Origin of the sequence: Caballeronia arvi, assembly GCF_001544695.2 — a bacterium.
Classification (GTDB): Bacteria; Pseudomonadota; Gammaproteobacteria; order Burkholderiales; family Burkholderiaceae; genus Caballeronia; species Caballeronia arvi.
Genome location: NZ_FCOM02000016.1, coordinates 89,763 through 114,039, shown reverse-complemented (window position 1 = coordinate 114,039; position 24,277 = coordinate 89,763). Strand labels below are relative to the sequence as shown.

22 protein-coding genes and 1 riboswitch are annotated in these 24,277 nt (G+C 65.6%); of the genes, 13 read left to right on the top strand and 9 right to left on the bottom strand.

Features of this window, described 5'->3' with window-relative positions; genetic code table 11:
• From cobN to AWB74_RS19655, 3 genes are all read left to right on the top strand, one after another.
• Window positions 1–3,771, top strand: a complete 3,771-nt coding sequence (cobN, locus tag AWB74_RS19665) for a cobaltochelatase subunit CobN (protein WP_061148407.1) — start codon at window positions 1–3, stop codon at window positions 3,769–3,771.
• Window positions 3,772–3,785: 14 nt separating this feature from the next.
• Complete coding sequence (locus AWB74_RS19660; RefSeq protein ID WP_061148406.1) at window positions 3,786–4,781, top strand: ATP-binding protein; 996 nt, start codon at window positions 3,786–3,788, stop codon at window positions 4,779–4,781.
• A 119-nt stretch (window positions 4,782–4,900) separates the two neighbouring features.
• Window positions 4,901–5,479, top strand: coding sequence for a vWA domain-containing protein (locus tag AWB74_RS19655; RefSeq protein WP_061148405.1), 579 nt, complete (start codon window positions 4,901–4,903; stop codon window positions 5,477–5,479).
• On the opposite strand, the gene cobJ is transcribed toward AWB74_RS19655, so the two are convergent.
• Genes cobJ through cobG form a run of 4 tightly spaced genes read right to left on the bottom strand, consistent with a single transcriptional unit; the run spans window position 5,455 to window position 9,683 of the window.
• Window positions 5,455–7,083 (bottom strand): precorrin-3B C(17)-methyltransferase, encoded by a 1,629-nt coding sequence (gene cobJ, locus AWB74_RS19650; protein ID WP_061148404.1) that lies wholly within the window; start codon window positions 7,081–7,083, stop codon window positions 5,455–5,457. The two genes, AWB74_RS19655 and cobJ, sit on opposite strands and share 25 nt — an antisense overlap.
• Complete coding sequence (locus AWB74_RS19645; RefSeq protein WP_061148403.1) at window positions 7,071–7,799, bottom strand: precorrin-2 C(20)-methyltransferase; 729 nt, start codon at window positions 7,797–7,799, stop codon at window positions 7,071–7,073. The genes cobJ and AWB74_RS19645 overlap by 13 nt, the downstream gene beginning before the upstream one ends.
• Window positions 7,796–8,422 carry a precorrin-8X methylmutase gene (locus AWB74_RS19640; protein ID WP_061148443.1) on the bottom strand — a complete coding sequence of 209 codons (627 nt, stop codon included), beginning with the start codon at window positions 8,420–8,422 and terminating at the stop codon, window positions 7,796–7,798. The genes AWB74_RS19645 and AWB74_RS19640 overlap by 4 nt, the downstream gene beginning before the upstream one ends.
• Window positions 8,415–9,683: a precorrin-3B synthase gene (cobG, locus tag AWB74_RS19635; protein ID WP_087039103.1), complete on the bottom strand. Its 1,269-nt coding sequence runs from the start codon at window positions 9,681–9,683 to the stop codon at window positions 8,415–8,417. Before cobG ends, AWB74_RS19640 begins: the two co-directional genes overlap by 8 nt.
• A 65-nt stretch (window positions 9,684–9,748) precedes the next feature.
• Window positions 9,749–9,937: riboswitch (cobalamin riboswitch) on the bottom strand.
• 76 nt (window positions 9,938–10,013) lie between these two features.
• Here cobG and AWB74_RS19630 point away from each other — a divergent pair.
• Genes AWB74_RS19630 through AWB74_RS19610 form a run of 5 tightly spaced genes read left to right on the top strand, consistent with a single transcriptional unit; the run spans window position 10,014 to window position 14,191 of the window.
• Window positions 10,014–11,225: a bifunctional cobalt-precorrin-7 (C(5))-methyltransferase/cobalt-precorrin-6B (C(15))-methyltransferase gene (locus AWB74_RS19630; RefSeq protein WP_061148401.1), complete on the top strand. Its 1,212-nt coding sequence runs from the start codon at window positions 10,014–10,016 to the stop codon at window positions 11,223–11,225.
• 6 nt (window positions 11,226–11,231) lie between these two features.
• Window positions 11,232–12,323: a cobalt-precorrin-5B (C(1))-methyltransferase gene (locus AWB74_RS19625; protein ID WP_061148400.1), complete on the top strand. Its 1,092-nt coding sequence runs from the start codon at window positions 11,232–11,234 to the stop codon at window positions 12,321–12,323.
• The gene (locus AWB74_RS19620) at window positions 12,320–13,057 is read left to right on the top strand and encodes a cobalt-precorrin-6A reductase (protein ID WP_061148399.1); all 738 of its coding nucleotides are present in this window, start codon (window positions 12,320–12,322) and stop codon (window positions 13,055–13,057) included. Before AWB74_RS19625 ends, AWB74_RS19620 begins: the two co-directional genes overlap by 4 nt.
• Entirely contained in the window at window positions 13,054–13,779 is a 726-nt protein-coding gene (gene cobM, locus AWB74_RS19615) for a precorrin-4 C(11)-methyltransferase (protein WP_061148398.1), read from the top strand. Before AWB74_RS19620 ends, cobM begins: the two co-directional genes overlap by 4 nt.
• A gap of 7 nt (window positions 13,780–13,786) precedes the next feature.
• Window positions 13,787–14,191, top strand: coding sequence for a DUF4186 domain-containing protein (locus AWB74_RS19610; RefSeq protein ID WP_061148397.1), 405 nt, complete (start codon window positions 13,787–13,789; stop codon window positions 14,189–14,191).
• 4 nt (window positions 14,192–14,195) lie between these two features.
• Here AWB74_RS19610 and AWB74_RS19605 read toward each other — a convergent pair whose 3' ends face one another.
• The gene (locus AWB74_RS19605; protein ID WP_061148396.1) at window positions 14,196–14,954 is read right to left on the bottom strand and encodes a TerC family protein; all 759 of its coding nucleotides are present in this window, start codon (window positions 14,952–14,954) and stop codon (window positions 14,196–14,198) included.
• Window positions 14,955–15,253: 299 nt separating this feature from the next.
• Here AWB74_RS19605 and AWB74_RS19600 point away from each other — a divergent pair, with 299 nt between their 5' ends.
• The 3 genes from AWB74_RS19600 to AWB74_RS19590 all read left to right on the top strand — a co-directional run bounded on the left by AWB74_RS19600 (window position 15,254) and on the right by AWB74_RS19590 (window position 18,716).
• Window positions 15,254–16,396 carry an OpgC domain-containing protein gene (locus tag AWB74_RS19600; RefSeq protein ID WP_061148395.1) on the top strand — a complete coding sequence of 381 codons (1,143 nt, stop codon included), beginning with the start codon at window positions 15,254–15,256 and terminating at the stop codon, window positions 16,394–16,396.
• A gap of 146 nt (window positions 16,397–16,542) precedes the next feature.
• Complete coding sequence (locus tag AWB74_RS19595; protein WP_087039102.1) at window positions 16,543–16,716, top strand: DUF1328 domain-containing protein; 174 nt, start codon at window positions 16,543–16,545, stop codon at window positions 16,714–16,716.
• Between the two features lie 149 nt (window positions 16,717–16,865).
• Window positions 16,866–18,716: a sigma-54-dependent Fis family transcriptional regulator gene (locus AWB74_RS19590; RefSeq protein ID WP_061148394.1), complete on the top strand. Its 1,851-nt coding sequence runs from the start codon at window positions 16,866–16,868 to the stop codon at window positions 18,714–18,716.
• Here AWB74_RS19590 and eutC read toward each other — a convergent pair.
• Both eutC and AWB74_RS19580 read right to left on the bottom strand, forming a co-directional pair.
• Window positions 18,713–19,483, bottom strand: a complete 771-nt coding sequence (gene eutC / locus AWB74_RS19585) for an ethanolamine ammonia-lyase subunit EutC (protein WP_061148442.1) — start codon at window positions 19,481–19,483, stop codon at window positions 18,713–18,715. The genes AWB74_RS19590 and eutC overlap by 4 nt on opposite strands.
• Entirely contained in the window at window positions 19,483–20,862 is a 1,380-nt protein-coding gene (locus AWB74_RS19580) for an ethanolamine ammonia-lyase subunit EutB (protein ID WP_061148393.1), read from the bottom strand. Before AWB74_RS19580 ends, eutC begins: the two co-directional genes overlap by 1 nt.
• 144 nt (window positions 20,863–21,006) lie before the next feature.
• Between AWB74_RS19580 and mnmH the strand changes: the two genes are divergently transcribed.
• Together mnmH and AWB74_RS19570 are read left to right on the top strand one after the other, a co-directional pair.
• Complete coding sequence (mnmH, locus tag AWB74_RS19575) at window positions 21,007–22,071, top strand: tRNA 2-selenouridine(34) synthase MnmH (protein ID WP_061148441.1); 1,065 nt, start codon at window positions 21,007–21,009, stop codon at window positions 22,069–22,071.
• Window positions 22,072–22,097: 26 nt separating this feature from the next.
• Complete coding sequence (locus AWB74_RS19570) at window positions 22,098–23,150, top strand: permease (protein WP_061148392.1); 1,053 nt, start codon at window positions 22,098–22,100, stop codon at window positions 23,148–23,150.
• A 10-nt stretch (window positions 23,151–23,160) separates the two neighbouring features.
• Here AWB74_RS19570 and AWB74_RS45700 read toward each other — a convergent pair whose 3' ends face one another.
• Together AWB74_RS45700 and cydB are read right to left on the bottom strand one after the other, a co-directional pair.
• Window positions 23,161–23,298, bottom strand: coding sequence for a DUF2474 domain-containing protein (locus tag AWB74_RS45700; protein WP_143749284.1), 138 nt, complete (start codon window positions 23,296–23,298; stop codon window positions 23,161–23,163).
• The gene (cydB, locus tag AWB74_RS19565; protein WP_061148391.1) at window positions 23,276–24,277 is read right to left on the bottom strand and encodes a cytochrome d ubiquinol oxidase subunit II; all 1,002 of its coding nucleotides are present in this window, start codon (window positions 24,275–24,277) and stop codon (window positions 23,276–23,278) included. Before cydB ends, AWB74_RS45700 begins: the two co-directional genes overlap by 23 nt.

The following is a 24,277-nucleotide window of genomic DNA, read 5'->3' as shown; positions in this document are numbered from 1 at the left end:
ATGCATCTGCTTCGCACGACACCGGGAGGCTTCGTCGACGATGCACAGGGCGTCATGCGCATCGATCAGACGCGCGCGCCGATCGTCGTGCTCAGTTCCGCCGACACGACGCTTGCGCTGCTGGCGAGCGTATTTCCGCGTCTCGAAGCGGGCTTTCCCGAAGTGCGGCTCGCGAATCAAGCGTTTCTGCGGCAACCGGCGTCCGTCGATTTTTATATCGACGATGTATTGCGTCATGCGAAGGTCGTGATCGTCGATCATCTCGGCGGCGAATCGTACTGGCCTTACGGCATCGAGCGGCTCGTCGCGCTGGCGAAGCAGGAAAAGCAGTTGCTCGCGATGTTCTCGGGCGATCTCACGGAAGACCCGAACCTGACGGTCAAGAGCACCGCGGACGCGCAGTTCTGCCGCGAGTTGTCGCGCTATCTGCGTGAAGGCGGCGCGCGCAATGCGGAGGAATTTCTGCGCAGCATCGCGCATCGCGCATTCGGCTTCGGACGCGAGCCGCAAGCGCCGAGTCCGCTGCCTGCTGTCGCGATCTATCATCCCGAGCGCGATATCGCGGTCATCGATGACTGGCAGGCGCGCTGGACGAAAGGCGCGCCCGTCGTCGGCATGCTGTTTTATCGCGCGCATCTGCAATCGGGCAACACGGCGGTATTCGATGCGCTCATCGAAGCGCTCGAAAAAGAAGGCATGAATCCGCTGCCGATCGCGATTTCATCGCTGAAGGAAAGCGTGAGCCGCGAAGTGGTCGGGCGTTTGTGCGCGGAGCATCATGCGTCGCTCGTATTGAACACGACAGCCTTTGCCGCGAGCGTGATCGGCGACGACGAGGCATTCGAAGTCGCGGGCGATGCGCCCGTGCTGCAAGTCATTCTGAGCGGCGGCAATCGTGACGACTGGCTCAAGGACAATCACGGCCTGAATTCACGCGACGTCGCCATGCATGTCGCGTTGCCCGAAGTCGATGGCCGCATCATCACGCGCGCGGTGAGCTTCAAGGGACTCGCTTACTACTGCAAGCACACGCAGGTGGATGTCGTGCGCTATCAGGCCGATGCGGAGCGCGTACGTTTCGTCGCGGAACTGAGCCGCCGCTGGTGTGCGCTGCGTCGCAAGCCGAATGCGCAGAAGCGCATCGCGCTCGTGCTCGCGAACTATCCGGCGAGCGAAGGGCGCATCGGCAATGGCGTGGGTCTCGACACGCCCGCATCGGCCATCGGCATTCTGTCGATGCTCGATGGCGAAGGTTATCGCGTCGGCGACATACCCGCGAACGGCGATGCGCTCATCGCCGCGCTGACCGAAGGCGTGACCAACGATCCCGTCGTGCGCGATCTGCGTCCCGCGTTGCAGAGCCTTTCGCTCGATGACTATCTCGATGCGTATCGCAAGCTTCCCGCCGATGCGCGCATCGCATTGGAGAAGACCTGGGGCGCGCCCGAAGACGACCCGACGGTGCGACGCGGCCGCTTCATGATCGCGGGTTATCGCTGCGGTGAAGTCTTCGTCGGCATTCAGCCTTCGCGCTCGCGCGAGCGCAACGATTACGCGAGCTATCACGACGCAGAGCTCGTTCCGCCGCATTCGTATCTCGCGTTCTATTTCTGGCTGCGTCTGCGCTTCGAAGCGGACGCGCTCGTGCATGTCGGCAAGCACGGCAATCTGGAATGGCTGCCGGGCAAGAGCGTCGCGCTGTCGTCGTCGTGCTGGCCCGATGCGATTCTCGGGCCGATGCCGCATCTCTATCCGTTCATCGTCAACGATCCCGGCGAAGGCAGTCAGGCGAAGCGCCGGGCGCAGGCGGTGATCATCGATCATCTGATGCCGCCGCTCACGCGCGCCGAGAACTATGGGCCGTTGCAGGATCTCGAGCGTCAGGTCGACGAATACTACGAAGCGCTGATGGTCGATGCGCGCCGCGCGAAGCTGTTGCGCAAGTCGATTCTCGAGAACATCGTAGAGAACAGGCTGCATGAAGAGCTCGGGCTCGATGCGCCGCGCGATGTCGCCGGTGAAGACACGCTGCTCACGCGCGCCGATGCCTATCTTTGCGAGCTGAAGGAAGCGCAGATACGCGACGGGTTGCATGTCTTCGGCATCTCGCCGCAAGGTGTGCAACGACGCGACACGCTGCTGGCGCTCGGCCGCTTTCCGATCGGCGACGGGCAGGGCGCGAACGCGAGTCTCATTGCCGCAATCGCGCGCGATCTGCAACTTCCCGATAGCTTCGATCCGCTCGACGCCGACTGGGCCGCGCCGTGGAGCGGGCCGCGTCCGCAAGCACTCGTCGATGTCATCGATGCGCCCTGGCGTCATCACGGCGATACGCGCGAGCGCCTCGAATCGCTCGCGATGCAACTGCTGTCCGACGATGATGCAGTCGCGCCCGGCCCGCACGCAGCGCTCGTGCTCGAACGCCTGCGCGGCGATGTGCTTGCGCGGCTCGATGCGTGCGGACCACAAGAGTTGATGCAGCTCAAACGCGGTCTCGAAGGACGTTTCGTGCCGCCGGGACCGAGCGGCTCGCCATCGCGCGGCAGGCCCGATGTATTGCCCACGGGACGCAACTTCTATTCCGTCGATACGCGCGCATTGCCGACGCAAGCGGCCTGGTCGCTCGGCGTCAAATCGGCGCATGCGCTGGTCGAACGTCATGTGCAGGATCACGGCGACTTTCCGCGCGCAATCGGCTTGTCCGTGTGGGGCACGGCGACGATGCGCACCGGCGGCGACGATATCGCACAGGCTTTCGCGCTGATCGGCGTGCGGCCGAAATGGGCGGCGGGCAGCCATCGCGTGACCGACTTCGAGATCCTGCCGATTTCGATTTTCAACCGGCCGCGCATCGACGTCACGCTGCGTGTATCGGGCTTCTTTCGCGATGCGTTTGCGAATCTCATGCATCTCTTCGACGCCGCCGTGCAAGCCATCGCCGAACTCGACGACGAGCCCGCCGACATCAACCCGATCCGCGCGCGCATTCTTCGCGAACGCGATGAACTCATCGCACGCGGCATCGATGCAAAGGAAGCGCGGCGCCGCGCAGGCTGGCGCGTGTTCAGCACGAAGCCGGGCGCATACGGCGCGGGCTTGCAGGAACTCATCGACGCGAAGCAATGGCAGACCGATGCCGATCTGTCCGCCGCCTATCAAAGCACGGGTGGTTATGCGTATTCGCAGTCCGGCGATGGCGAGGAAGCACGCGCGAGCTTCGGCACGCGGCTATCGACGCTCGATGTGGTGCTGCAGAATCAGGACAACCGCGAGCACGATCTGCTCGATTCGAATGACTATCACCAGTTTCAGGGCGGCATGGTCGCTGCCGTGCGCTATCTGTCGGGCGTGCAGCCGCAGACTTATAACGCGGATCACAGCAATCCCGCCGCGCCGCGCGTGCGCACCTTGAACGAGGAGATCGCGCGCGTGGTGCGGGCGCGCGTCGTGAATCCGAAGTGGATCGATGGCGTGAAGCGACACGGCTATAAAGGTGCATCGGAGCTTGCGGCGACTGTCGATTATCTGTTTGGTTACGATGCGACCGCGCGCGTCGTATCGGATCATCAGTACGCGCTCGTCACCGATGCCTATGTGAACGATGCCGGCACGCGCGAGTTCATCGCCGAACACAATCCGCATGCGCTGCAATCGATCTGCGAGCGCCTGCTCGAAGCGATGGAGCGCGGCTTGTGGCAGCAACCCGCCGGTTATCGCGAGCAGGTCGAACATCATCTGCTCGATGTCGAACAGCGAATCGAAGGCCGATAGTCTTGAACGAATCTATGTCATCTCCGGTGTTTCCCTTCCCGGCGCTCGTTGCGCAACAGCCCTTGCAGCAGGCGCTTTTGCTCGCGGCAGTCGATCCTTCCATCGGCGGCGTGCTCGTCAGCGGTCCGCGCGGCACGGCGAAGTCGACGGCGGCGCGCGCGCTCGCCGAGTTGCTGCCCGAGGGACAACTCGTGACCTTGCCGCTCGGCGCGAGCGAGGAACAGTTGATCGGCACGCTCGATATTCAAAGCGCCCTGCGCGATGGTGGCGTGCAGTTTTCTCCGGGCCTGCTTGCGAGGGCGCATCTCGGTGTGCTCTATGTCGATGAGGTCAATCTGCTGCCGAATCCGCTCGTCGATCAGTTGCTCGATGTGGCGGCGAGCGGCGTGAACATCATCGAGCGCGACGGCATATCGCATCGGCATGATGCGCGCTTCGTATTGATCGGCACGATGAATCCGGAAGAAGGCGAGTTGCGTCCGCAATTGCTGGATCGCTTCGGCCTCGCCGTTGAGATGAGCAATTGTTTCGATGCGGACGTGCGGCAACGCATCGTGAAGGCGCGCCTCGCATTCGACGCCGATCCCGATGCGTTTCGCGTGCAGCATGAGAGCGAACTGGCGTCGCTGGGCGAGCGCATTCACGCGGCGCGCGCGTCGTTGTCCGCATTCGCTTTCGACGATGCCGTTCATGCGCGCGTGAGCGAGCTTTGCATCGAGGCGCATGTCGATGGCCTGCGTGCGGATATCGTGATGTTGCGTGCGGCGCGGGCTTTGGCTGCGCTGGAAGGCGCATCGAATGTCGCGGTGACGCATGTCGAACGTGTCGCCGATGCGGTGCTGAAGCATCGGCGGCATGAAGCGCAAGCGCCTTCGCAAGCGCAACGCGCGCACGATCCGATGCCGCGCGATGCGGACAAGGGCGAAGCGGATTGGGGCTATGTGCCGCCCGAGCCGACGGGAACCGCGAAGGTCAAGCAAGTGAGGCCGCTCGCCGCAAAAAAAGCCTGAGCCATCGAAGGCGCGACGCGGATGCCTTCGATGCAAGGCATCGCCTTCGATGGAACGAAGCGCGTGCGAAGGGCCGTTTCGCCGCGCGCGAGGGCGAACTCAGCGCATCCATCGACTGGATGGCGACCTTGGGGGCGAAGCGCGCCGCGTCTCTCGATGCGCGGCATCTGCGCTATCGGCGCACGCAGGGCGAGGGCGCTCGACTGCATTGCTTCGTGCTCGATTGTTCCGGCTCGATGCTCGCTGGCGAACGGCTTGCGCGCGCGAAGGGGATGCTCGTCGCGCTGTTCGATCGGGCGTATCGCGAGCGTGCGGAGATCGCGCTCGTGTGTTTCGGCGGCGGGCGTGCGGAGGTGCGTCGTCAGCCGGGCGCGGCGCACTGGTTCAATGAGCGTTGGGTTGCGCCGATCGGAGGCGGCGGGGGAACGCCGCTCGCGCTTGGACTCGCGCGTGCGCAAACGGTGCTGACGCGCGCGGCGAGGCGCAGACCTTCGCAGAAGCGCTGCTTGTGGGTGCTGACCGATGGGCGCACGAATGAAAAGCCCGACGCGCCTTCATCGGCGGATGAGATCGTTGTGGTGGATTTTGAAGAGGGCGCGATACGGGCAGGACGCGGCGAGGTCCTCGCCAACGACTGGAACGCGCAATACGTCACCGCCGAAGACGCACTGGCCTACTCATACCACCGCGGCGTATAAACCCAGTCGCCCACGACGCGCGTCGTCGACGATCCTACGATCACCATCGTCCGCATATCGACGAGATCGCACTTCAGTTCGCTCAGCTTCACCACGCGCAACGCCTCGGCCGGACGCCCGATATCCCTTCCCAGAACAACGGGCGTCTCCGCACTCCGATACCGACGCACGATCTCGATCGCACGATCGAACTGCCATGGCCGCGCCTTCGAAAGCGGGTTATAGAACGCCATCGCCAGATCGGCTTCACAGGCATGCGCGATGCGCTGCTCGATGACGCTCCACGGCTTCAGGTTATCCGACAACGACAGCACGCAAAAATCATGACCCAGCGGCGCACCCGCGCGGGCGGCAGTTGCGAGCGATGCCGATACGCCCGGCACGATCGCGAGTTTCACCGCGCGCCATTCGGGATGCGCTGCGTATCCGTCGTCGAGCGCTTCGAGCACGGCTGCGGCCATCGCGAAGACGCCCGGATCGCCCGACGACACCACGACCACGCGCCGCCCTTCGCTCGCCAGTTCGAACGCGTGACGCGCGCGCTGCAATTCCTCGCGGTTGTCGGTGATGTGCACGCGTTGATCGTCGCGGAACGGGCCCGCCATTCGCACATAGGTTTCATAGCCGAGCACGTCTTCGGCGGCGATGAGCGCGGCACGCGCGGCAGGCGTCATCAGCTCCGCGCTGCCGGGGCCGAGTCCGATCACAGTCAGCGTGCCGCGTGCACGGCCGATCGATTGCGCATCGACGGGTGCATCGTGTACCTGCAATGCAATGCCGTTGATGTCTGTCGGTGCAGCGTCGGAAAAGCGCAGCGGCACATCGAGAGCACGCGCGGCATCTGCGAGCGATTGGGACGTCATCAGATGCATTGGCGCTATCAGCGCTGCAAGAGCAAGCGGCGATAACCCGCGTTCGCGCAAAGCGATTCGCACACGTTCCGCGACATCGATATCGTTTTCGATCCACGCAAGCACGCAGCGCGGATGAATCACGAGACTGTGTTCATCGTTGACCGCGAGCGGCGTGATGCGCACGGCGAGACGCGCATCGTCGGCGAGGGGCAAGGCGGCTGCGTCGAGCCAGGGCGCATCGCCTTCGATGCGCGTCGTTTCTCCCGCAAGCAGATCGGACACGAAGCGCTTGCCTTGCTCGATATCCGCAAGCGCATAACCTTCGGGCGGCGCGAGCAGGCACTGACCGAAGCGCAATTCACCGCTCGTCGTGATCGCAGGCGCGACGTCGAGCGCGGTGCCGATCTCACGTGCCAAAGCATTCACGCCGCTCGTTCCGCCGAGCAGCGGCACGACCGCGCTGCCATCCTGCGCAATGGCGAGCACGGGTGGTTCGGCACCCTTGTCGGCGAGAGCGGACGCAAGCGCGCGAATCACAATGCCCGCGGAACACAGCGCGACGATCGGCACGCCCGCGCGATACAACTCGCGCATGTGCGCGCCGAAATCGTCATACGCGACGTCCGCGATCACGCGATGAGCGAGACCATGCACGCGCGATTCGGGAAACCGCGATTGAATGCGCCGCGCGGTATCGAGCGCGCCGGAACCCAATACCACGATGGCCAACGAAGCACTCAAGCCCGCCATTTCTTCCCCGGCACGACGAGCAATGAAAAGTACGGCGACGCCATCGGATCGACTTCATCGAGCGGCACGATGCGCTGATTCGCCATCGTCGCGCGTTCGACATACAGCGCGCGATCGTCGAGCCCCAGCTTGCCGAGCACGCGCCGCACTTTCTCGAAGTTGCGTCCGAGCTTCATGATGACGGCCGCATCCGCCGCTTCGAGCCGTTGCGTCAGTTCATCTTCCGGCAACACGCCCGACAGCACCGACAAGCTCTGATTGCGATACACCAACGGCACGCCGAGCACCGCGACGCCGCCGAGCATCGAGCACACGCCGGGCACGACATGCGCATCGAAGCGCGCGGCGAGTCGATCGTGCAGATACATGTACGAGCCATAGAAGAACGGATCGCCTTCGCAGATCACGGCGACATCGCGGCCGGCTTCGAGATGGCCGGAGATCGTGAGCGCGGCTTCATCGTAGAACGCGCTGATGATCGTCTCGTAGCACAGCGGCGGTTCCAGCGCTTCGGTCGTCACCGGATAGACGAGCGGCAGGCGCGTCTGCGCATCGTCGAGATGCGATTCGATGATGCCGAACGCATTGCCCTTCTTGCCCTTCGCGACGAAATAGGCGACCACGCGCGCGGCCTTCAGAAGCCGCAACGCCTTCACGGTGATCAGCTCCGGATCGCCAGGACCGACGCCCAGGCCATAGAGACGTCCGCGCATCATTCGGCCTCCGAAGCAAGTGCGTTCACTGCCGCCGCCGCCATCGCGCTGCCGCCGCGTCGGCCGAGCAATGCTACGAAGGGCACGCCGCGGCTATCGGCGGCGAGCATCGCTTTCGATTCCGCCGCGCCGATGAAACCAACCGGAAAGCCGAGGATCAGCGCGGGCTTCGGCGCGCCGGCATCGAGCATGTCGAGCAGATGAAAGAGCGCGGTCGGCGCATTGCCGATCGCGACGATTGCGCCTTCCAGATGCGGTCGCCAGAGCTCGAGCGCAGCGGCCGAGCGCGTATTGTTCATCGCCCGCGCGCGCTCGGGCACCGATGGATCGCCGAGCGTGCAGATCACGCGATTGTCGGCAGGGAGTCGCGCGCGCGTGATGCCTTCGGCGACCATGCGGGCGTCGCAGAGAATCGGCGCGCCCGCTGCCAACGCTTGCCGGCCCGCGATGCCCGCGCCCGGCGAGAAGCGCAGATCGCTCACGATATCGACCATGCCGCACGCATGGATCAGGCGCACGGCGAGCTTTTCCAGATCGGCGGGAAGGGCGGCGAGGTCGGCTTCGGCGCGGATCGTCGCAAAGGACTGGCGATAGATCTCCGCGCCGTCGCGGATGTAGTCAGACATCGGCATGGCTCCGGGCGACCCGTTCGGCCGCCTCTTCGAGTGTGAGATTGCGCGCGACGGTTCGCTCGTCGCGATGTAAGTCGTATCGGCCCGGCGCGACCGCATACAGCGTGACCGGAACGGGATGCGCCGCCGCACACGAACGCTCGCAGCCGCTCAGGTGCACTTGATTCATATCGTGCGACGGCAGCAGCGGGGCGAGGCGAAGCGCATCGGCTTTGGTGTCGGCATGGCTTTTTGCGCAGCCTTCCGAACCCGCGCACGCGATGAGGCGCGCAAGCGGATCGCGCGGATCGGTTGCGAGTCCGAGGGCGCGCAGGCGTCGCAGCACTTCTTGCGTGTCTTCGAGCGCGATGCCCGGAATCAGCACGCTTTGCCACGGTGTCATCGTCAAATGGCCTTCCGCATGCGTGTCGGCGAGATCGGCGAGGGAATCGAGGGTGTCCGCGTCGAGACGCCCGAGGCGCGTTTGCGCGCCCGCATACCACGTCGCGCGATGCGGTTCTTCATGCGCGCCGAGTCGCAGGGACGCATCGGTGGGTTCGCGCTGCCACGTGTTCACGTCGGCATCGAAAGCGAAAGATTCGAGAAAGCGCGCAATGCCGATACGCGCGAGCAGATCGCGCATGCGATGCTCGTCGGGCAACGCAAGCGCGAGAAAGCGCCGCAGCACGCCCGACACGAACGGCAGCAGTTCTTCGCGCGCAATCGCGCCCGATGCGCGCTGGCGCATCGTTCCCGCAAGGCCGAAAGCGAAGCGCGCGCCATCGTCGATCGATGAGAGCCAGAGATCGTGCGGATGATCGGGCATCGCGAGGCGCTCGCCGCCGTCGAGCTGCAACGCGAATTTCGGCGACAGCGCGTGCAGCGCGGCATCGGCCTGCATCGACGCGATGATGTCCGCCGCGAGCGCACGCGTGTCGTCGCTGGCGAGCGGGCTGAGCATGACGTTGCGGAGATCGTCGCCGGCTGGCGTCGCCGGGCCGAGTCCCGCGTCGAGCGCAATATGCACGAGCGAGACGTGAGCATCGTCGCGAATGCCGCGCAGTTGCAGATTCGCGCGATTCGTCACTTCGATGACGCCCGAGCCGCATTCCCGCGCGGCGCGCGCGACGGCCCGCGCCGCGTGCGCGCCGAGTACGCCGCCAGGCAAACGCAGCCGTGCGAGGCCGCCGTCGCGCGCGGGCACGATGCGCATCAGGCCCGGACAGGCGGATGCGCGCGCGGCGGTCGTAAGCGTCGGGTGGTCGAATGAAGTCAAAAGCGTGACCCGTCAGGGCTTCGCGCACATTGAGCGAACCGGTACACCCCGCCCGGTCGGCGTCGCGCGAATGCGTTGAGTCGGCAGGTCTCTTGGCTGGCAGGTCTGGATCCGCGCCGGCCTTCCCGGTAAAAACCAGTGGCAGTGGAGCGCGGACTCGCTGCGTACAATTGCGGGGGCAGCCACAGTTTCTCTGTGTTCCCTCTTAGGCCCTGGATCTATCGACCCCGGGCACCGACGGACCTGTATTATGCCCGCTTTTATCGACCATCCGGCCGCTTCAGGGCCGCAACGTGAAGGGTATTCCGAACCGCAAAAAGGAGGCGGCGCATGTCGACCTGGCTGACCGTGGTGGGGATCGGCGAAGATGGCTGGCACGGCCTGTCGCGCGTGGCACGCCGCGCGCTCGTCGAAGCACAGTCGATTCACGGCGGCGAGCGCCATCTCGCGCTCTTGCCTGCGCGCATCGCAGCGCATCGCGTGCCGTGGCCGAAACCCTTTTCGCTCGATGCCGTGCTCGCCGGGCGCGGCGACGGCCACACGCGCGTGTGCGTGCTCGCGAGCGGCGATCCGATGTGCTTCGGCGTCGGCGCGACGCTCGCGCGCGAAGTCGCCAATGGCGAAATGCGCGTGATTCCGGCGCCGTCGTCGTTGTCGCTCGCGGCGGCGCGCTTGCGCTGGGCGTTGCAGGACGCGGTGTGCGTGTCGCTCGTCGGGCGGCCGGTCGCGTCGCTGCTCGCGAGCCTGCATCGCGGCGTGCGCCTGCTCGTGCTTTCCGCCGACGGCATGACGCCCGCCGCGGTCGCGGCGCTGCTGACGGCGCACGGCTTTGGCGCGAGCCGCATGACGGTGTTCGAGCATCTCGGCGGGCCGAACGAGCGCCGCATCGACGAACGCGCCGACGACTGGCGCGAGCCGCTCGTCGCCGCGCTCAATCTCGTCGCGATCGAATGCCGCACGCACGCGGGCCACGCCGGGCCGCCGCTCACGCCCGGCCTGCCCGACGACGCCTATCGTCACGACGGCCAGCTCACGAAACGCGACGTGCGCGCCGTGACGCTCGCGCATCTCGCGCCGCAGCCGGGTGAACTGCTGTGGGACGTGGGCGCGGGCTGCGGCTCGATCGGCGTCGAATGGATGCGCGCGCATGGCGCCTGCCGCGCGATCGCGATCGAAGCGAACGAAAGCCGGCAGCGCTTGATCGAGCACAATCGCGACGCGCTCGGCGTGCCCGCGCTCCAGCTCGTGCGTGGCGAGGCGCCCGCTGCGCTCGACGGCCTGCCCGCGCCCGATGCGGTGTTCATCGGCGGTGGCTTGACGGTGCCTGGCCTGCTCGACGCGTGCTGGGCGCGTCTGCGTCAGGGCGGGCGGCTCGTCGCCAATGCGGTGACGCTGCAAAGCGAAGCGGCGCTCGTCGAATGGCGCGCCCGGCACGGCGGCGAGCTGACGCGCATCGGCATCGCGCAGGCGGAGCCGCTCGGCAGCTTCGATACGTGGCGGCCGGCGCTGCCGATCACGCTACTGCACGCGAGCAAGCCGTGACGCGTCATGCGTGAAGACACACCGGAACAGGCCGCGCCGCTCCGAAGCGGCTACACGACCGGAAGCTGCGCGACCGCGACGAGCCTCGCCGCCGCGCGTCTGCTCTTGCTCGGCGAGACGAGCGAACGCGCGGAAATCGTCTTGCCGAAAGGCCGTCACGTGACGATGACGCTCGTGTTCTGTCGGACCATTGAAAGCGATTCAGCCGAAGCCGGTGTCATTAAGGACGCGGGCGACGATCCCGATGTGACGCACGGCGCGCTCGTCTTCGCGCGCGTGCGGTTGTCCGATCGGACCGGCGTTCGTTTTCATGCGGGCGAGGGCGTCGGCACCGTGACGCGCGCCGGGCTCGCGCTCGCCGTCGGCGAACCGGCGATCAATCCGGTGCCGCGCAAGATGATGACCGAACATCTCGAAGCGCTCGCCGCGAGCGCCAGTTATCGCGGCGGCTTCGAGGTGAGCATCGGCGTGGAAAACGGCGCGGCGCTCGCGCTGAAGACGATGAACCCGCGGCTCGGCATCGTCGGCGGTTTGTCGATACTCGGCACGACCGGCATCGTCAGGCCGTTTTCGTGCTCGGCGTATATCGCGTCGATTCATCAGGGGATCGATGTCGCGCGGGCGAACGGTTATCGGCATATCGCGGCATGCACCGGCAATCAGAGCGAAGACGCGATGCGCGCGCGGTATGGCCTGCCCGACATCGCGCTGATCGAAATGGGCGATTTCGTGGGCGCCGTGCTCAAACATTTGCGCCGCGCGAGCGTCGACAAGCTGAGTCTGTGCGGCGGTTTCGGCAAGCTGTCCAAGCTGGCGGCGGGCCATATGGATCTGCATAGCCGCAGTTCCAGCATCGACTTGACGCTGCTCGCCGTCTGGGCCGCCGATGCAGGCGCGAGCGACGCGCTGCAGGCATCGATCCGCGTGGCCAACACGAGCCAGGAAGCGCTCAAGATGGCGCGTGACGAAGGCATCGCGCTCGGCGATATCGTGTGCCGGCGCGCGCGCGATGTCGCGCTCGACGTGCTGCCGCCCGGCATCGAAGTCGAAACGTTCGCGATCGACCGGCAGGGCCATATCGTCGGGAGCGCGGCATGAAGCGCGTGCTCCTGCTCGGCGGCACCGGCGACGCGCTCGCCATCGCGCGCGGCCTTCCCGCCGCGCATGTCTACAGTCTCGCGGGCCTCGGGCGCGTGCCGTCCGATCTGTCGTGTGCGGTGCGCGTGGGCGGTTTCGGCGGCATCGACGGGCTCGTTCGTTATCTGCATGAAGAGCAGATCGCGCTCGTCGTCGACGCGACGCATCCGTATGCCGCGCAAATGAGCCGCCACGCGCATGCCGCGTGTGCGGACGCGCGCGTGCCGCTCTGGGCGGTGCGCCGTCCGGCATGGCAGCCGCAAACGGACGACGACTGGCGCGACGCATCGGACTGGCGCGGCATCGTCGAACGGATCGAGTCGTATCGGCGGCCGCTTTTCACGCTCGGACGCGAGCCGCTCGCGCATCTCGCTGAAATTCCCGCGTCGCAGCATTGGACGATTCGCTGTCTCGACGCGCATCCGGGCAACGAGCGTGCGAGCATCGTCGATGCGCGCGGCCCGTTCGATCTCACTGGCGAGCGCGCCTTGTTCGATAGCGCGCGCGTCGATGTCGTCATCAGCAAGAACAGCGGCGGCCGCGCGACGGAGGCGAAACTGGCCGTCGCGCGCGAGCGGGGCTTGCCCGTCGTGATGCTCACGCGTCCCGCGCTGCCCGACGCCGACCGCACATTCGACGATGCCGCCGCCACGCTCGATGCGTTATCACACTGGCTTCACACATCGGAAAAATGACCGTCTATTTCATCGGCGCGGGACCGGGCGATCCGGAACTCATCACTGTCAAAGGGCAGCGGCTCATCCGCACATGTCCGGTGATTCTCTATGCCGGCTCGCTCGTGCCGAAGGCCGTACTCGACGGGCATCGCGCGGAAAAATGTATCGACACGGCCGAGCTCGATCTCGACGCGATCGTTGCTCTTTTGCAGGAAGCGCACGCGAACGGGCAGGACGTGGCGCGCGTGCATTCCGGCGATCCGTCGCTGTACGGCGCGATCGGCGAGCAAATCCGCAGGCTCGATGCGCTCGCGATTCCCTGCGAAGTCGTGCCCGGCGTGACGGCGGCGGCGGCATCGGCGGCGGCGCTCAGGCGCGAGCTGACGCTGCCGGGCGTGTCGCAGACGGTCATTTTCACGCGCTACGCGACCAAGACGTCGATGCCGGACGGCGAGAGCCTCGCAGATCTCGCGCGCCATCGCGCGACGCTCGCGATTCATCTCGGCGTGCGGCATATCGAGCGGATCGTCGCGGATCTGCTGCCGCACTACGGCGCGGATTGCCCGGTCGCGGTCGTGTTCCGCGCGAGCTGGCCGGACGAGACGCGCGTGGCAGGCACGCTCGCGGACATCGCGCCGAAAGTGCGCGCGGCGGGCATGGAACGCACGGCGATGATTCTCGTCGGCCGCGTGCTAAACGCCGACGGTTTCGCGGATTCGACGCTCTACGCGAAGGAATGACCACGCCATGCGCGACCTCGACACCGTGTTCGATGCGCTCGCGAAATCGGCATTCCGGCGGCGTTTCGCGCTCGGCGTGCGCGAAGGGAAATATTTGCGGGAGAAGGGGATCGACACGGTCGTCGCGCAGGCGCGCGAGCTGATCGGCAAGCGGCTAGCCCCGCAGACGCCGTTGAACGACGGCAAACAGACGCCATTTCGGGGCCATCCGGTGTTCATCGCTCAACACGCGACCGCGACTTGCTGCCGCTCGTGTCTCGCCAAATGGCACGGAATCGCAGCGGGCAAGGCGCTCGACGATGCCGAGCGCCGGCATGTCGTCGCTGCCATCGAGCGCTGGCTGCGGGCGCAACCGTTGCCGGTGGCGCCCGCATCGACCGTCGACAATCCGCAGCGCGAATTGCCGTTCTGACCGGCTATTCCTGCCGATGCGCCGGCGCGCGCGCCTTCGCCCGCCGCGCCAGCATGTTCAAACCTTCCACGAGCGCCGAGAACGCCATCGCCGCATAGATATAGCCCTTCGGCACGTGCGAGCCGAACCCTTCCGCGATCAGCGTCATGCCGATCACGAGCAGGAAGCCGAGCGCGAGCATGACGATCGTCGGATTGCGTTCGATGAAACGCGACAGCGGCCCGGCGGCGAACAGCATGACCGTCACCGCGGCGATCACCGCGACAAACATGATCGGAATGTGCTCGGTCATGCCGACCGCCGTCACGATGCTGTCGATGGAAAACACGAGGTCGAGCAGAAGGATCTGGCCGATCGCGGACAGCGGCGTCAGGCTTTTCGACGGTCCGGCGCCGGCGCCGGCGTGGGCGTCGGCGTCGTGCGCGACGTGATGATGGATTTCGCTCGTCGCCTTCCAGACGAGGAACACGCCGCCCGCGATCAGGATCAGATCGCGCCAGGAAAAGCCGTGGCCGAATGCTTCGAAGATCGGCGTCGTGAGCCGCACGATCAGCGCGACGGTGCCGAGCAGCGCGAGGCGCATCACCAGCGCGAGCCCGATGCCGATGCGCTGCGTGCGTTCGCGATGCGCCTCGGGCAGCTTGTTGGTCAGGATCGAAATGAAGATCAGGTTGTCGATGCCGAGCACGACTTCCATCACGACGAGCGTCGCGAGGGCGGCCCAGGCGGCAGGATCGGCGAGGAGAGCGACGAGGTAATCCATGATGGTTCGAAAGAGGGTCGACGGTGAGGGCGTGATATTAGCCTGATCGGCACGGGAAATGAAAGGAAGCTGAAAACTTGAGACGAGACGCTGGCGTCCGGCAGGCGTGACGCGCAGATTCGGTAATTCTGTCAACGAAATTCGTCAAACCACCCACAAATACCGGATTTGAAACGATTATTTGCGCGACTTCTGATGATGCGCTGCGTCATTTACGGGTAAACTCCAATGCTTCGTCGCCGCCCTTTTGCGGCCGCCAACCAACCTTCCTGTCGCAGCAGGACATCACGTCAAGCCGCATGCAGCAAAAATCGCAACGTCTCGTCGAACTGGACTTCTTCCGGGGACTGGTTCTGCTGATCATCGTCGTCGATCACATCGGCGGCAGCATGGTGTCCCGCTTCACGCTGCATTCGTTCGCCCTGAACGACGCCGCCGAAGTCTTCGTGTTCCTCGGCGGTTTCGCCACGGCGACGGCTTATGTCTCGCTCGCTGCGCGCCGCTCGGAAAGCGCGGCGCGGGTGCGCTTCCTGAAGCGCGCGTTCGAACTGTATCGCGCGTTCGTCGTCACGGCCGTGCTGATGCTCGTCGCATCGTTTCTGCTGCGGCCGTTTTTCGGTCATGCGCCGAATCTCGCGCTGCATGATCTCGATACGCTCGTGTCCGACCCGATTGCCTCGATCGCGCAGATTCTCACGTTCGAGCGCCAGCCGTATCTCTCCGCCGTCCTGCCGATGTACGCGCTCTATGCGCTCGCCGTGCCACTCATGCTGCCGCTCGCGCGCAGCAAGCCGTGGCTGCTGCTGGGCCTGAGCCTCGCGCTGTGGGCATTCGCGCCGCAGATCGGCGAGCACATGCCTTCCGTCGACGACAACCTCTGGGACTTCAATCCCGCCGCGTGGCAACTGATGTACGTGCTCGGCGTGCTCGCGCGTTGTCAGCCCGTCTATCAGCGTGTGAGCGCGAACCGCTTCGGCTGGATCGTGAGCGCGGGAGCCGCGGCGCTGATCGCCGGCATGGCGTACTACAAGCTGCTCGTGTTGCCGCCCGTGCTGGACAGCGCGTTCAAACGCGATCTCGCTGGTCCGCGCGTCGTCAATTTCCTTGCGATTGCGTGGATCGCGGCGAATCTCGCGCGCTATGGCATCGTGAAGGAAATCGCCAAACGGCTGCCTTCGATCGGCGCACTCGGGCGCGACGGCATGGTGTCGTTCGTCGCGGGCACGGTGATTTCGCTCACCGTCGATTCGATCCTGTTCACGCTGACCGATGGTCTCATCAATGTGCCCGCGGGACTCGCCGCCGATGCGATCGCGATCGGCGCGCTGCTCGCCGTGCCGCGTGTGCATCAATGGGTGGCGGGGTGGCTCGGCACGCGCCGGGCGCCAGCGGTGGCGGCAGCGCCCGCGACCGTGGCCGCGCGGGACAATCGCGTGCGCTGAGTTTCGACGAAGCGGGCAGTTCGCTGCCCGCTTTTATTTTCCGTTCATATCGCAACTAACCGTCCTATTTTCCGCGCGCCTTAAACAAAGACGTCGAGGCACGCCGCTTGCAGAGCGAAGAGCATCACGACAAAACCGGACCTGCCATGCTCAAGCTTGCCATTCTCTTCGCGGTCATTTCCGTCATCGCCGGGTTTTTTGGGTTTACACGCGTGTCGTCCGGCGCGGCGGGGATCGCCAAGATCTGCTTCTTCATCTTCCTGATCCTGTTCGTCATCTTCCTCGTCGTCGCAATTTCGGCGGGTTCGCTGGTGCTATAGCGGCGTAACGGCGTCGCGCGCGGGAACTCCGCGCTTCCTCGAATCGCCCGCGCGCCGCGACAGTGTTACATTGCCGCGAGGAGACATTCACGCGACGGCGGGCGGCGCTTCGGCCGAATCTGCCGCGGTGAAGGGAAAAGGAGGAGGCAATGCATGCCATCGGCGCGGCCTTGCGGCCGGAGCAACGCGACGTCATCCGTCACTCGCACGAGCGCTCGGCCACGTTCGGCCTCTTCGAGACGATGCGTCCGGATTACGCGGTGCTGTCGGGCGCGGCGCTCGCCGTCAAGCTCGATGAAAGCCGCGCACTGTTCGCGCACGCACTGCCGGTGATGGAAACGCTGTACGCGCAGATCGCGAACACGCACAGCATGATCGCGCTGACCGACGCGGGCGGCCTCATCCTGCATTCGCTCGGGGACGACGATTTCCTCGCCCGCGCCGAAAAAGTCGCCTTGCGCGCGGGCGCGGTGTGGAGCGAGGCGCATCAGGGCACCAATGCGATCGGCACGACCATCGCGGAATGCAACGCCGTCACCGTGCACGGCGACCAGCACTATCTGCGCGCCAATCGGTTCCTCACCTGTTCGAGCGTGCCGATCCTCGATCCGCACGGCAATCTTTCCGGCGTGCTCGATGTCACCGGCGACCGTCGCGGCTATCACCAGCACACGATGGCGCTCGTGAAAATGTCCGGGCAGATGATCGAAAACCGGCTCATCGCGAGCGCGTTCGGCGACGGTCTGCGCATCCGCTTTCATAGCCGGCCCGAGTTCATCGGCACGCTGATGGAAGGCATCGCCGTCTTCGATCTCGATGGACGTCTCTTGTGCGCGAACCGCAGTGCGCAGTTCCAGTTCGGTCTCGAACTCGGGGCTTTGCGCTCGCAGACGCTCGAGGCCCTGTTCGGCGTGCGCGCCGATGCGCTGATCGCTTCCGCAGGCGAAGCGCCTTGCCGGATGGAGCTGCATAGCGGCGTCGTCGTGTTCGCGAACGTGGATTTTCAGGGACGCGTTTCATCGACGGTCATATCGCGTGCGCCAGTGTGCGAGCCGATGACGTCGAAACTCGCCGATCTCTGCACCGGCGATGCGCAGATGAACGACCTCGTCGCGCGCGTGCGCAAGGTCATCGGCAAGAACATCCCGATTCTGATCGGCGGAGAGACGGGCGCGGGCAAGGAAATGCTCGCGCGCGCCATTCACGGCGATTCGCCGCGCCGCGCCGGGCCGTTCGTCGCGGTGAATTGCGCGTCGTTGCCCGAAACCCTGATCGAATCCGAACTCTTCGGCTATACGCCGGGCGCATTCACTGGCGCGGCGAAGCGCGGCGCGATCGGCAAGATCGTGCAGGCGAATGGCGGCACGCTCTTTCTCGATGAAATCGGCGACATGCCGCTCGCGATGCAAAGCCGCCTCTTGCGCGTGCTTCAGGAACGCGTGGTCGAGCCGCTCGGCGCGGCGCGTGCGGTGCCGGTGGATTTCACGCTCGTTTGCGCGAGCAACCGCAAACTGCGCGAATGCGTGGCGCAAGGCGAGTTTCGCGAAGACCTCTATTACCGCATCAACGGTCTTTCGGTGACGCTGCCGCCGCTCGCCGCGCGCACCGACCTGTGCGCGGTCGTCGACAAGCTGTTGCGTCAGGAGCGCTTTGCGGGCCGCGTCGTGAGCATCGGCGATGACGTGCTCGCGCTCTTCGCGCGTCATCCGTGGCCCGGCAATTTCCGGCAGTTGAGCAATGTGTTGCGCACGGCATCCGCGATGCTCGACGATCACGACACGCATATTCGTATCGAACATTTGCCGCACGATTTCGTCGACGAACTGGGCGAGTGCACTCAGCCGGAAGACGTGCCGGCAAGCGCGGGCGGCGCACGTCTTTCCGACATCGAAGCGAGCGCGGTCGCGGCGGCGCTCAGGACGCACGGCGGCAACGTATCGGCGACGGCGCGCGCGCTCGGCATATCGCGCACGACCTTGTATCGCAAGTTGCGTATTTAGGCTTCGAGCGTTTTTGTGTCTGATGCGGGTAACGCGCCGCTCAGATCTTTCAGGCCGACGCCGGTGAGCTTCAGCCTGCGCGCTTCGTTCAGAATCCACAGCAATTTGAACGCGGCGGCGCCGTAATCGAGCCCTTCTGGGCGGACGTTCGAGATGCAGTTGCGTTCCGCGTCGTGGCGGCCGGTGCGCGGCGCGTAGGTCACATAGAGGCCGAGGCTGTCGGGCGAACTGAGGCCCGGCCGCTCGCCGATCATCACGACGACGATCGTCGCCCGTAAAAGCTCGCCGATGCGATCGCCCAGCGCGACGCGCGCCTGCGTCGCGATCACGACGGGCGCGACGTTCCAGCCTTCGAGCTGCGTGCGGACGCTCGTGAGCAGCGGCACGACATGACGTTGCGCGGCGAAGGCCGACAAGCCATCGGCGGCGACGAAAACGAGCTCGGGCGCGGAGGTGGACGTGGACGCATGCGCCGCAAGCCGCTGAGCGCTTTCGTCGGTCAGCACACGGCCCAGATCCGGCCGGCGCAGATAGCAATCGCGATCCGGCGCGGCGCTTTGCACGGCGAGCGTATCGAATCCAAGGGCGCGCAGCGATGCGTCGAGCGCGGCCGTATCGAGCGGTTGATGCACGGCATCGCGCGCCTGCGCATGCGCGAGCTCGAACGCGAGCAGAGGCGCGGTCGGCAGACTGCTGCCCGCGCGGCCCAGCGCGATGCGCGCGTTCGTGAAGCGCCTGAGCATCGTCCACGGGTCAGCATCGTTCATCATGCGTCGATCCAGTCGAGAAGAGGTTGCGCAGTAGTTCGCGAAAGCAGCGCGCCGTGCGCATCGGTCAGGCGCATCTTTTCCAGCCACGCCTCGAACTCCGGCGCGCGCTTCAGGTTCAGCGCGCGGCGGATATACAGCGCGTCATGAAACGACGTGCTCTGATAATTGAGCATCACGTCGTCCGCGCCCGGCACGCCCATGATGAAGTTGACGTTCGCCACGCCGAGCAGCGTGAGCAGCGTGTCCATGTCGTCGGAATCGGCTTCGGCGTGATTCGTGTAGCAGATGTCGCAGCCCATCGGCACGCCGAGCAGCTTGCCGCAGAAATGATCTTCGAGGCCCGCGCGGATGATCTGCCGTCCGTCGTAGAGATATTCCGGGCCGATGAAGCCGACCACCGTGTTCGTCAGCAAGGGGCTGAAACGGCGCGCGACCGCGTAGGCGCGCGCCTCGCACGTTTGCTGATCGACGCCGTGATGCGCGTTCGCCGACAGCGCGCTGCCTTGTCCCGTCTCGAAGTACATGACGTTATCGCCGACGGTGCCGCGCTTCAGCGACAAAGCCGCGTCGTGCGCTTCCTCCAGCAGCTTCAGGGACACGCCGAAACTCGCGTTCGCGCGCTCGGTGCCCGCGACCGACTGAAACACGAGATCGACCGGCGCGCCGCGTTCGATCACCGCGAGCGTGTTGGTGACGTGCGTGAGGACGCACGATTGCATGGGCACGTCGTAGCGCTGGCGGAACTCGTCCATCATCGCGAGCAGGCGGCCGATGGCGTCGGGCGAATCGGAGGCGGGATTCACGCCGATGACGGCGTCGCCGCAGCCGTAGAAGAGGCCGTCGAGCATCGATGCGGCGATGCCTTTCGGGTCGTCGGTCGGATGATTCGGCTGCAGCCGCACCGACAGCCGCCCGGGCAGGCCGATCGTCGTTCGAAAGCGCGTGACGACCGGGCGTTTCTTCGCGGCGAGGATCAGATCCTGATTGCGCATCAGTTTGGAGACGGCGGCGGCCATCTCCGGCGTGACGCCCGTCGCGATGCTTTCGAGCGCGGCGGCATCGGTGCTGTCGGCGAGCAGCCATTCGCGGAACTCGCCGACCGTCAGATGCGCGATCGGCGCGAAAGCGTCGCGCGAATGCGTATCGACGATGAGGCGCGTGACTTCATCGTCTTCGTAGGGAATGAGCGGTTCATCGAGGAACGCGGCGAGCGGCGTCTGCGCGAGCGCCATTTTCGCGGCGACGCGTTCTTCTTCCGTGGCCGCCGCGATGCCCGCAAGCTCGTCGCCGGAGCGGCGCGGACTGGCGCGGGCGAGCAGCGTCTTCAGATCGTCGAAACGGTAGCGGCGCGCGCCGATCGTCTCGTGATAGCTCATCGCTCTTCTCCGAACGTTCGATCCGCTCACTTTAACCGCATCGCGTGCGTCCGCGCATCGGGACAAAAACGCGTCCCGAGAGCCGAAATGCGCCCGCATGCGATAATTTTTCGCTCGATTCAGCCATGGCCCGCCCGCAAGCCCGTGAAAAACCTGCTCGTTTCCATCGACCGTCTGCGCGATTTCGATGAAATCGTCGACGTCCGCACGCCGCTCGAATTCGCCGAGGATCACATTCCCGGCGCGATCAACGCGCCCGTGCTCAGCAATGAGGAGCGCGTGATCGTCGGGACGATGTACAAGCAGGTCTCGCCGTTCGAGGCCACGCGCGTCGGCGCGGCGATGGTCGCGCGCAACATCGCGCATCATCTCGACACGCTCTTCGCGGACAAGCCGCGCAACTGGCGTCCGCTCATTTATTGCTGGCGCGGCGGCAAGCGCTCCGGCTCGATGACGACGTGGCTCAATATGATCGGCTGGCAGGCGCGTCAGCTCGACGGTGGCTACAAGAGCTACCGGCGCGACGTGATGGAGCGGCTCGGCACGATGCCACGGCGGTTTCGCTACGTCGTCCTGATCGGCCACACGGGCAGCGGCAAGACGCGGCTGTTGCAGGCGCTCTCGTCGGCGGGCGCGCAGACGCTCGATCTGGAAGGGCTCGCGGCGCATCGCGGATCGCTGCTCGGCGCGTTGCCGGGGCGTCCGCAGCCGTCGCAAAAGGCATTCGATTCGGCGCTGCTGCAGACGCTGTCGGCCTTCGATCCGGCACAACCGGTTTTCGCCGAAGCGGAAGGCCGGCGCATCGGCGCGATCACGGTGCCCGATGCCGTGCTCGACAGCCTGCACGCGGCCTCGTGCGTGCGGGTGGAAGCGCGCCGCGAAGACCGCATCGCGTTTCTGCTGCAGGATTACGCGCATCTCTTCGACGATCCCGCCTTCTTCAAGACGCAGTTGTCGAAGCTCATCGGACTGCATAGCCGCGAGCTCGTTACGCACTGGCATCGTCTGATCGACGACGACGCGCGCGCCGCGCTCTTTGCCGAGCTGATCGACCGTCATTACGATCCCGCGTACGGACGCAGCAGCCAGGCGCTCTATACGGGATTGCCGCACGCGTCGCCCATGCAGTTCCGTCCGAACGATGCCGATAGCGTCGATCAGGCGAAAGCCTTGCTCGTCCGGCTCGCCGAGACGACGCCCGCGCTCTGATTCCATCTCACTTCTTCAAAGAAAAAATCATGACCACGCTCCGACAACCTCGCGTCGCTCTCGGCTGGATGGTGTTCCTGCTGATCGCCGTCGTGGGACTCTTCTACGTCAAATGGTTTCCGTACTACAACCGGGCGTTCGTCGCGGCGAGCCAGCATTCGATCGGCAAGTCCATTCTGATGGGCACGGCCGCGAGCGCGCCGGAGCCGTCGTGGCAGGCCGCGCTCGATTACGCGATGGCCTACGGCAAAGCGATCTGGCAAGCGATGGTGCTCGGCCTCTTGCTCGGCTCCGCGGTGCAGGCGCTGATTCCGCCGCGCTGGGTCGCGCGCGCGCTCGGCGAGCATAACTTCGGCAGCGTCGTGAACGGCGGACTGATGTCCTTGCCAGGAATGATGTGCACGTGCTGCGCGGCGCCGGTCGTCGCGGGTTTGCGCGCGCGTGAGGCGGCGCCGGGCGCGGCTGTCGCGTTCTGGCTCGGCAATACCGTGCTCAATCCGGCGGCGCTGGTTTTCATGGGCTTCGTGCTCGGCTGGCAATGGACCGGCTTGCGCCTCGTGCTGGGCGTGCTGATGGTGTTCGGCCTGGGCTATGCGGTGAATCGCATGGTGACGCCCGCGCAGGCGACGGCATCGCGCGCGGCGTTGGCGAAACTGGTCGAAGAGGATGAGCCGGGCACGGCGTTCTCGCGCTGGGTGAAGATTCTCGGCCGCATGACCTTGCGGCTCGTACCGGAGTACATCGTCCTCGTGCTGCTGCTCGGCGCGGCGCGCGCGTGGCTCTTTCCCCACATCGGGCCGGACATCGATAACGGCCTGCTGTGGATCGTCGCGTTCGCCGTCGCCGGCACGCTCTTCGTGATTCCGACGGCGGGCGAGGTGCCCATCATTCAGGCGATGCTGTCGCTCGGCATGGCGGCGGGACCGGCCGGCGCGCTGCTGATGACCTTGCCGCCCGTCAGCGTGCCGTCGCTCGCGATGCTCGCGCGGTCGTTTCCGTCGCGCGTGCTGGCGGTGGTGGCGGTAACCGTTGTCGTGTTCGGGATCGTGAGCGGGGTGATTGCGGCGGCGTGGTTTTGAGCGTGCCCGCTCAATGAATCGCCGCCCCCGCCTTGATCAACAGCTTGAACGGCAGCGCGAGCAGCATCGCGCCGCCGACGCCCGCCATCCAAAGTGCGACGAACCAGAACGCCTTGCGCGCACGCTCAATGGTAGTGATGTTCGCCATGACGCACCTTTCCTCTGAAGACCCAATAGCCTAGCGTCGTGTACGCGACGATCACAGGCAGAATCACCGCCGCGCCGACGATCGTGAAGAGCTGGCTGGAACGGGGCGCGGCCGCATCCCAGATCGAGACGCCGGGAAAAATCTCGTGCGGTGAAATGCTCGCGATGAGGCCCGCATAACCGAGCAGCACGAAGCCGAGCGCCACCGCGAACGGACGCTTCTCGTGGCGCGACTGAATCGAGCGGCGCATCGCCCACGCACAGACCGCGACGAGCACCGGCACCGGCAACAGGCGATAGAACAACGGCGAATCGAACCAGCGCGACGCGATGCCCGCATCCTGCAACGGCGTCCAGATGCTGACGACCGCGATCGTCGCGAGTTGCAACACCGTCAGCGGCCACGCGACGCGATACACGCGCCGCTGCAAGTCGCCTTCGGTCTTCGCGATCAGCCAGCACGCGCCGAGCAGCGCATAGGTGACGACGAGCGCGCCGCCCGTGAAGATCGAGAAGGGCGAGAACCAGCCGAAGGCGTCGCCGGCGAAGCGGCCATCGGCGACGGGAATGCCGCCGAGGAACGCGCCGAGTGCCACGCCCTGAAAGAACGTCGCGCCCGCCGATCCGCCGATGAACGCGAGATCCCACATGTGCTTCGTGCGCTGCGCCTTCGCGCGGATCTCGAACGACACGCCGCGGAAGATCAGGCACACGAGCATCAGCACGAGCGGCAGATAGAGCGCGGACAGCACGGTCGAATAGACCATCGGAAAGGCGGCGAAAAGTCCCGCACCGCCGAGCACGAGCCAGGTCTCGTTGCCGTCCCAGACGGGCGCGACGGTGTTCATCATCACGTCGCGATCATGCTGGTCGGGAAAGAACGGAAAGAGAATGCCGATGCCGAGATCGAAGCCGTCGAGCACCACGTAAAGGAACAGGCCCAATGCGATGATCGCGGCCCAGGCGAGAGTCAGGTCCAT

What these genes read in the sequence shown, in the direction of transcription:
- cobN (WP_061148407.1), top strand. Translation starts at nt 1, where the DNA reads ATGCATCTGCTTCGCACGACACCGGGAGGCTTCGTCGACGATGCACAG.
- AWB74_RS19660 (WP_061148406.1), top strand. Translation starts at nt 3,786, where the DNA reads ATGTCATCTCCGGTGTTTCCCTTCCCGGCGCTCGTTGCGCAACAGCCC.
- AWB74_RS19655 (WP_061148405.1), top strand. Translation starts at nt 4,901, where the DNA reads ATGGCGACCTTGGGGGCGAAGCGCGCCGCGTCTCTCGATGCGCGGCAT.
- cobJ (WP_061148404.1), bottom strand. Translation starts at nt 7,083, where the DNA reads ATGGCGGGCTTGAGTGCTTCGTTGGCCATCGTGGTATTGGGTTCCGGC.
- AWB74_RS19645 (WP_061148403.1), bottom strand. Translation starts at nt 7,799, where the DNA reads ATGATGCGCGGACGTCTCTATGGCCTGGGCGTCGGTCCTGGCGATCCG.
- AWB74_RS19640 (WP_061148443.1), bottom strand. Translation starts at nt 8,422, where the DNA reads ATGTCTGACTACATCCGCGACGGCGCGGAGATCTATCGCCAGTCCTTT.
- AWB74_RS19630 (WP_061148401.1), top strand. Translation starts at nt 10,014, where the DNA reads ATGTCGACCTGGCTGACCGTGGTGGGGATCGGCGAAGATGGCTGGCAC.
- AWB74_RS19625 (WP_061148400.1), top strand. Translation starts at nt 11,232, where the DNA reads ATGCGTGAAGACACACCGGAACAGGCCGCGCCGCTCCGAAGCGGCTAC.
- AWB74_RS19620 (WP_061148399.1), top strand. Translation starts at nt 12,320, where the DNA reads ATGAAGCGCGTGCTCCTGCTCGGCGGCACCGGCGACGCGCTCGCCATC.
- cobM (WP_061148398.1), top strand. Translation starts at nt 13,054, where the DNA reads ATGACCGTCTATTTCATCGGCGCGGGACCGGGCGATCCGGAACTCATC.
- AWB74_RS19610 (WP_061148397.1), top strand. Translation starts at nt 13,787, where the DNA reads ATGCGCGACCTCGACACCGTGTTCGATGCGCTCGCGAAATCGGCATTC.
- AWB74_RS19605 (WP_061148396.1), bottom strand. Translation starts at nt 14,954, where the DNA reads ATGGATTACCTCGTCGCTCTCCTCGCCGATCCTGCCGCCTGGGCCGCC.
- AWB74_RS19600 (WP_061148395.1), top strand. Translation starts at nt 15,254, where the DNA reads ATGCAGCAAAAATCGCAACGTCTCGTCGAACTGGACTTCTTCCGGGGA.
- AWB74_RS19595 (WP_087039102.1), top strand. Translation starts at nt 16,543, where the DNA reads ATGCTCAAGCTTGCCATTCTCTTCGCGGTCATTTCCGTCATCGCCGGG.
- AWB74_RS19590 (WP_061148394.1), top strand. Translation starts at nt 16,866, where the DNA reads ATGCATGCCATCGGCGCGGCCTTGCGGCCGGAGCAACGCGACGTCATC.
- eutC (WP_061148442.1), bottom strand. Translation starts at nt 19,483, where the DNA reads ATGAACGATGCTGACCCGTGGACGATGCTCAGGCGCTTCACGAACGCG.
- AWB74_RS19580 (WP_061148393.1), bottom strand. Translation starts at nt 20,862, where the DNA reads ATGAGCTATCACGAGACGATCGGCGCGCGCCGCTACCGTTTCGACGAT.
- AWB74_RS45700 (WP_143749284.1), bottom strand. Translation starts at nt 23,298, where the DNA reads ATGGCGAACATCACTACCATTGAGCGTGCGCGCAAGGCGTTCTGGTTC.
- cydB (WP_061148391.1), bottom strand. Translation starts at nt 24,277, where the DNA reads ATGGACCTGACTCTCGCCTGGGCCGCGATCATCGCATTGGGCCTGTTC.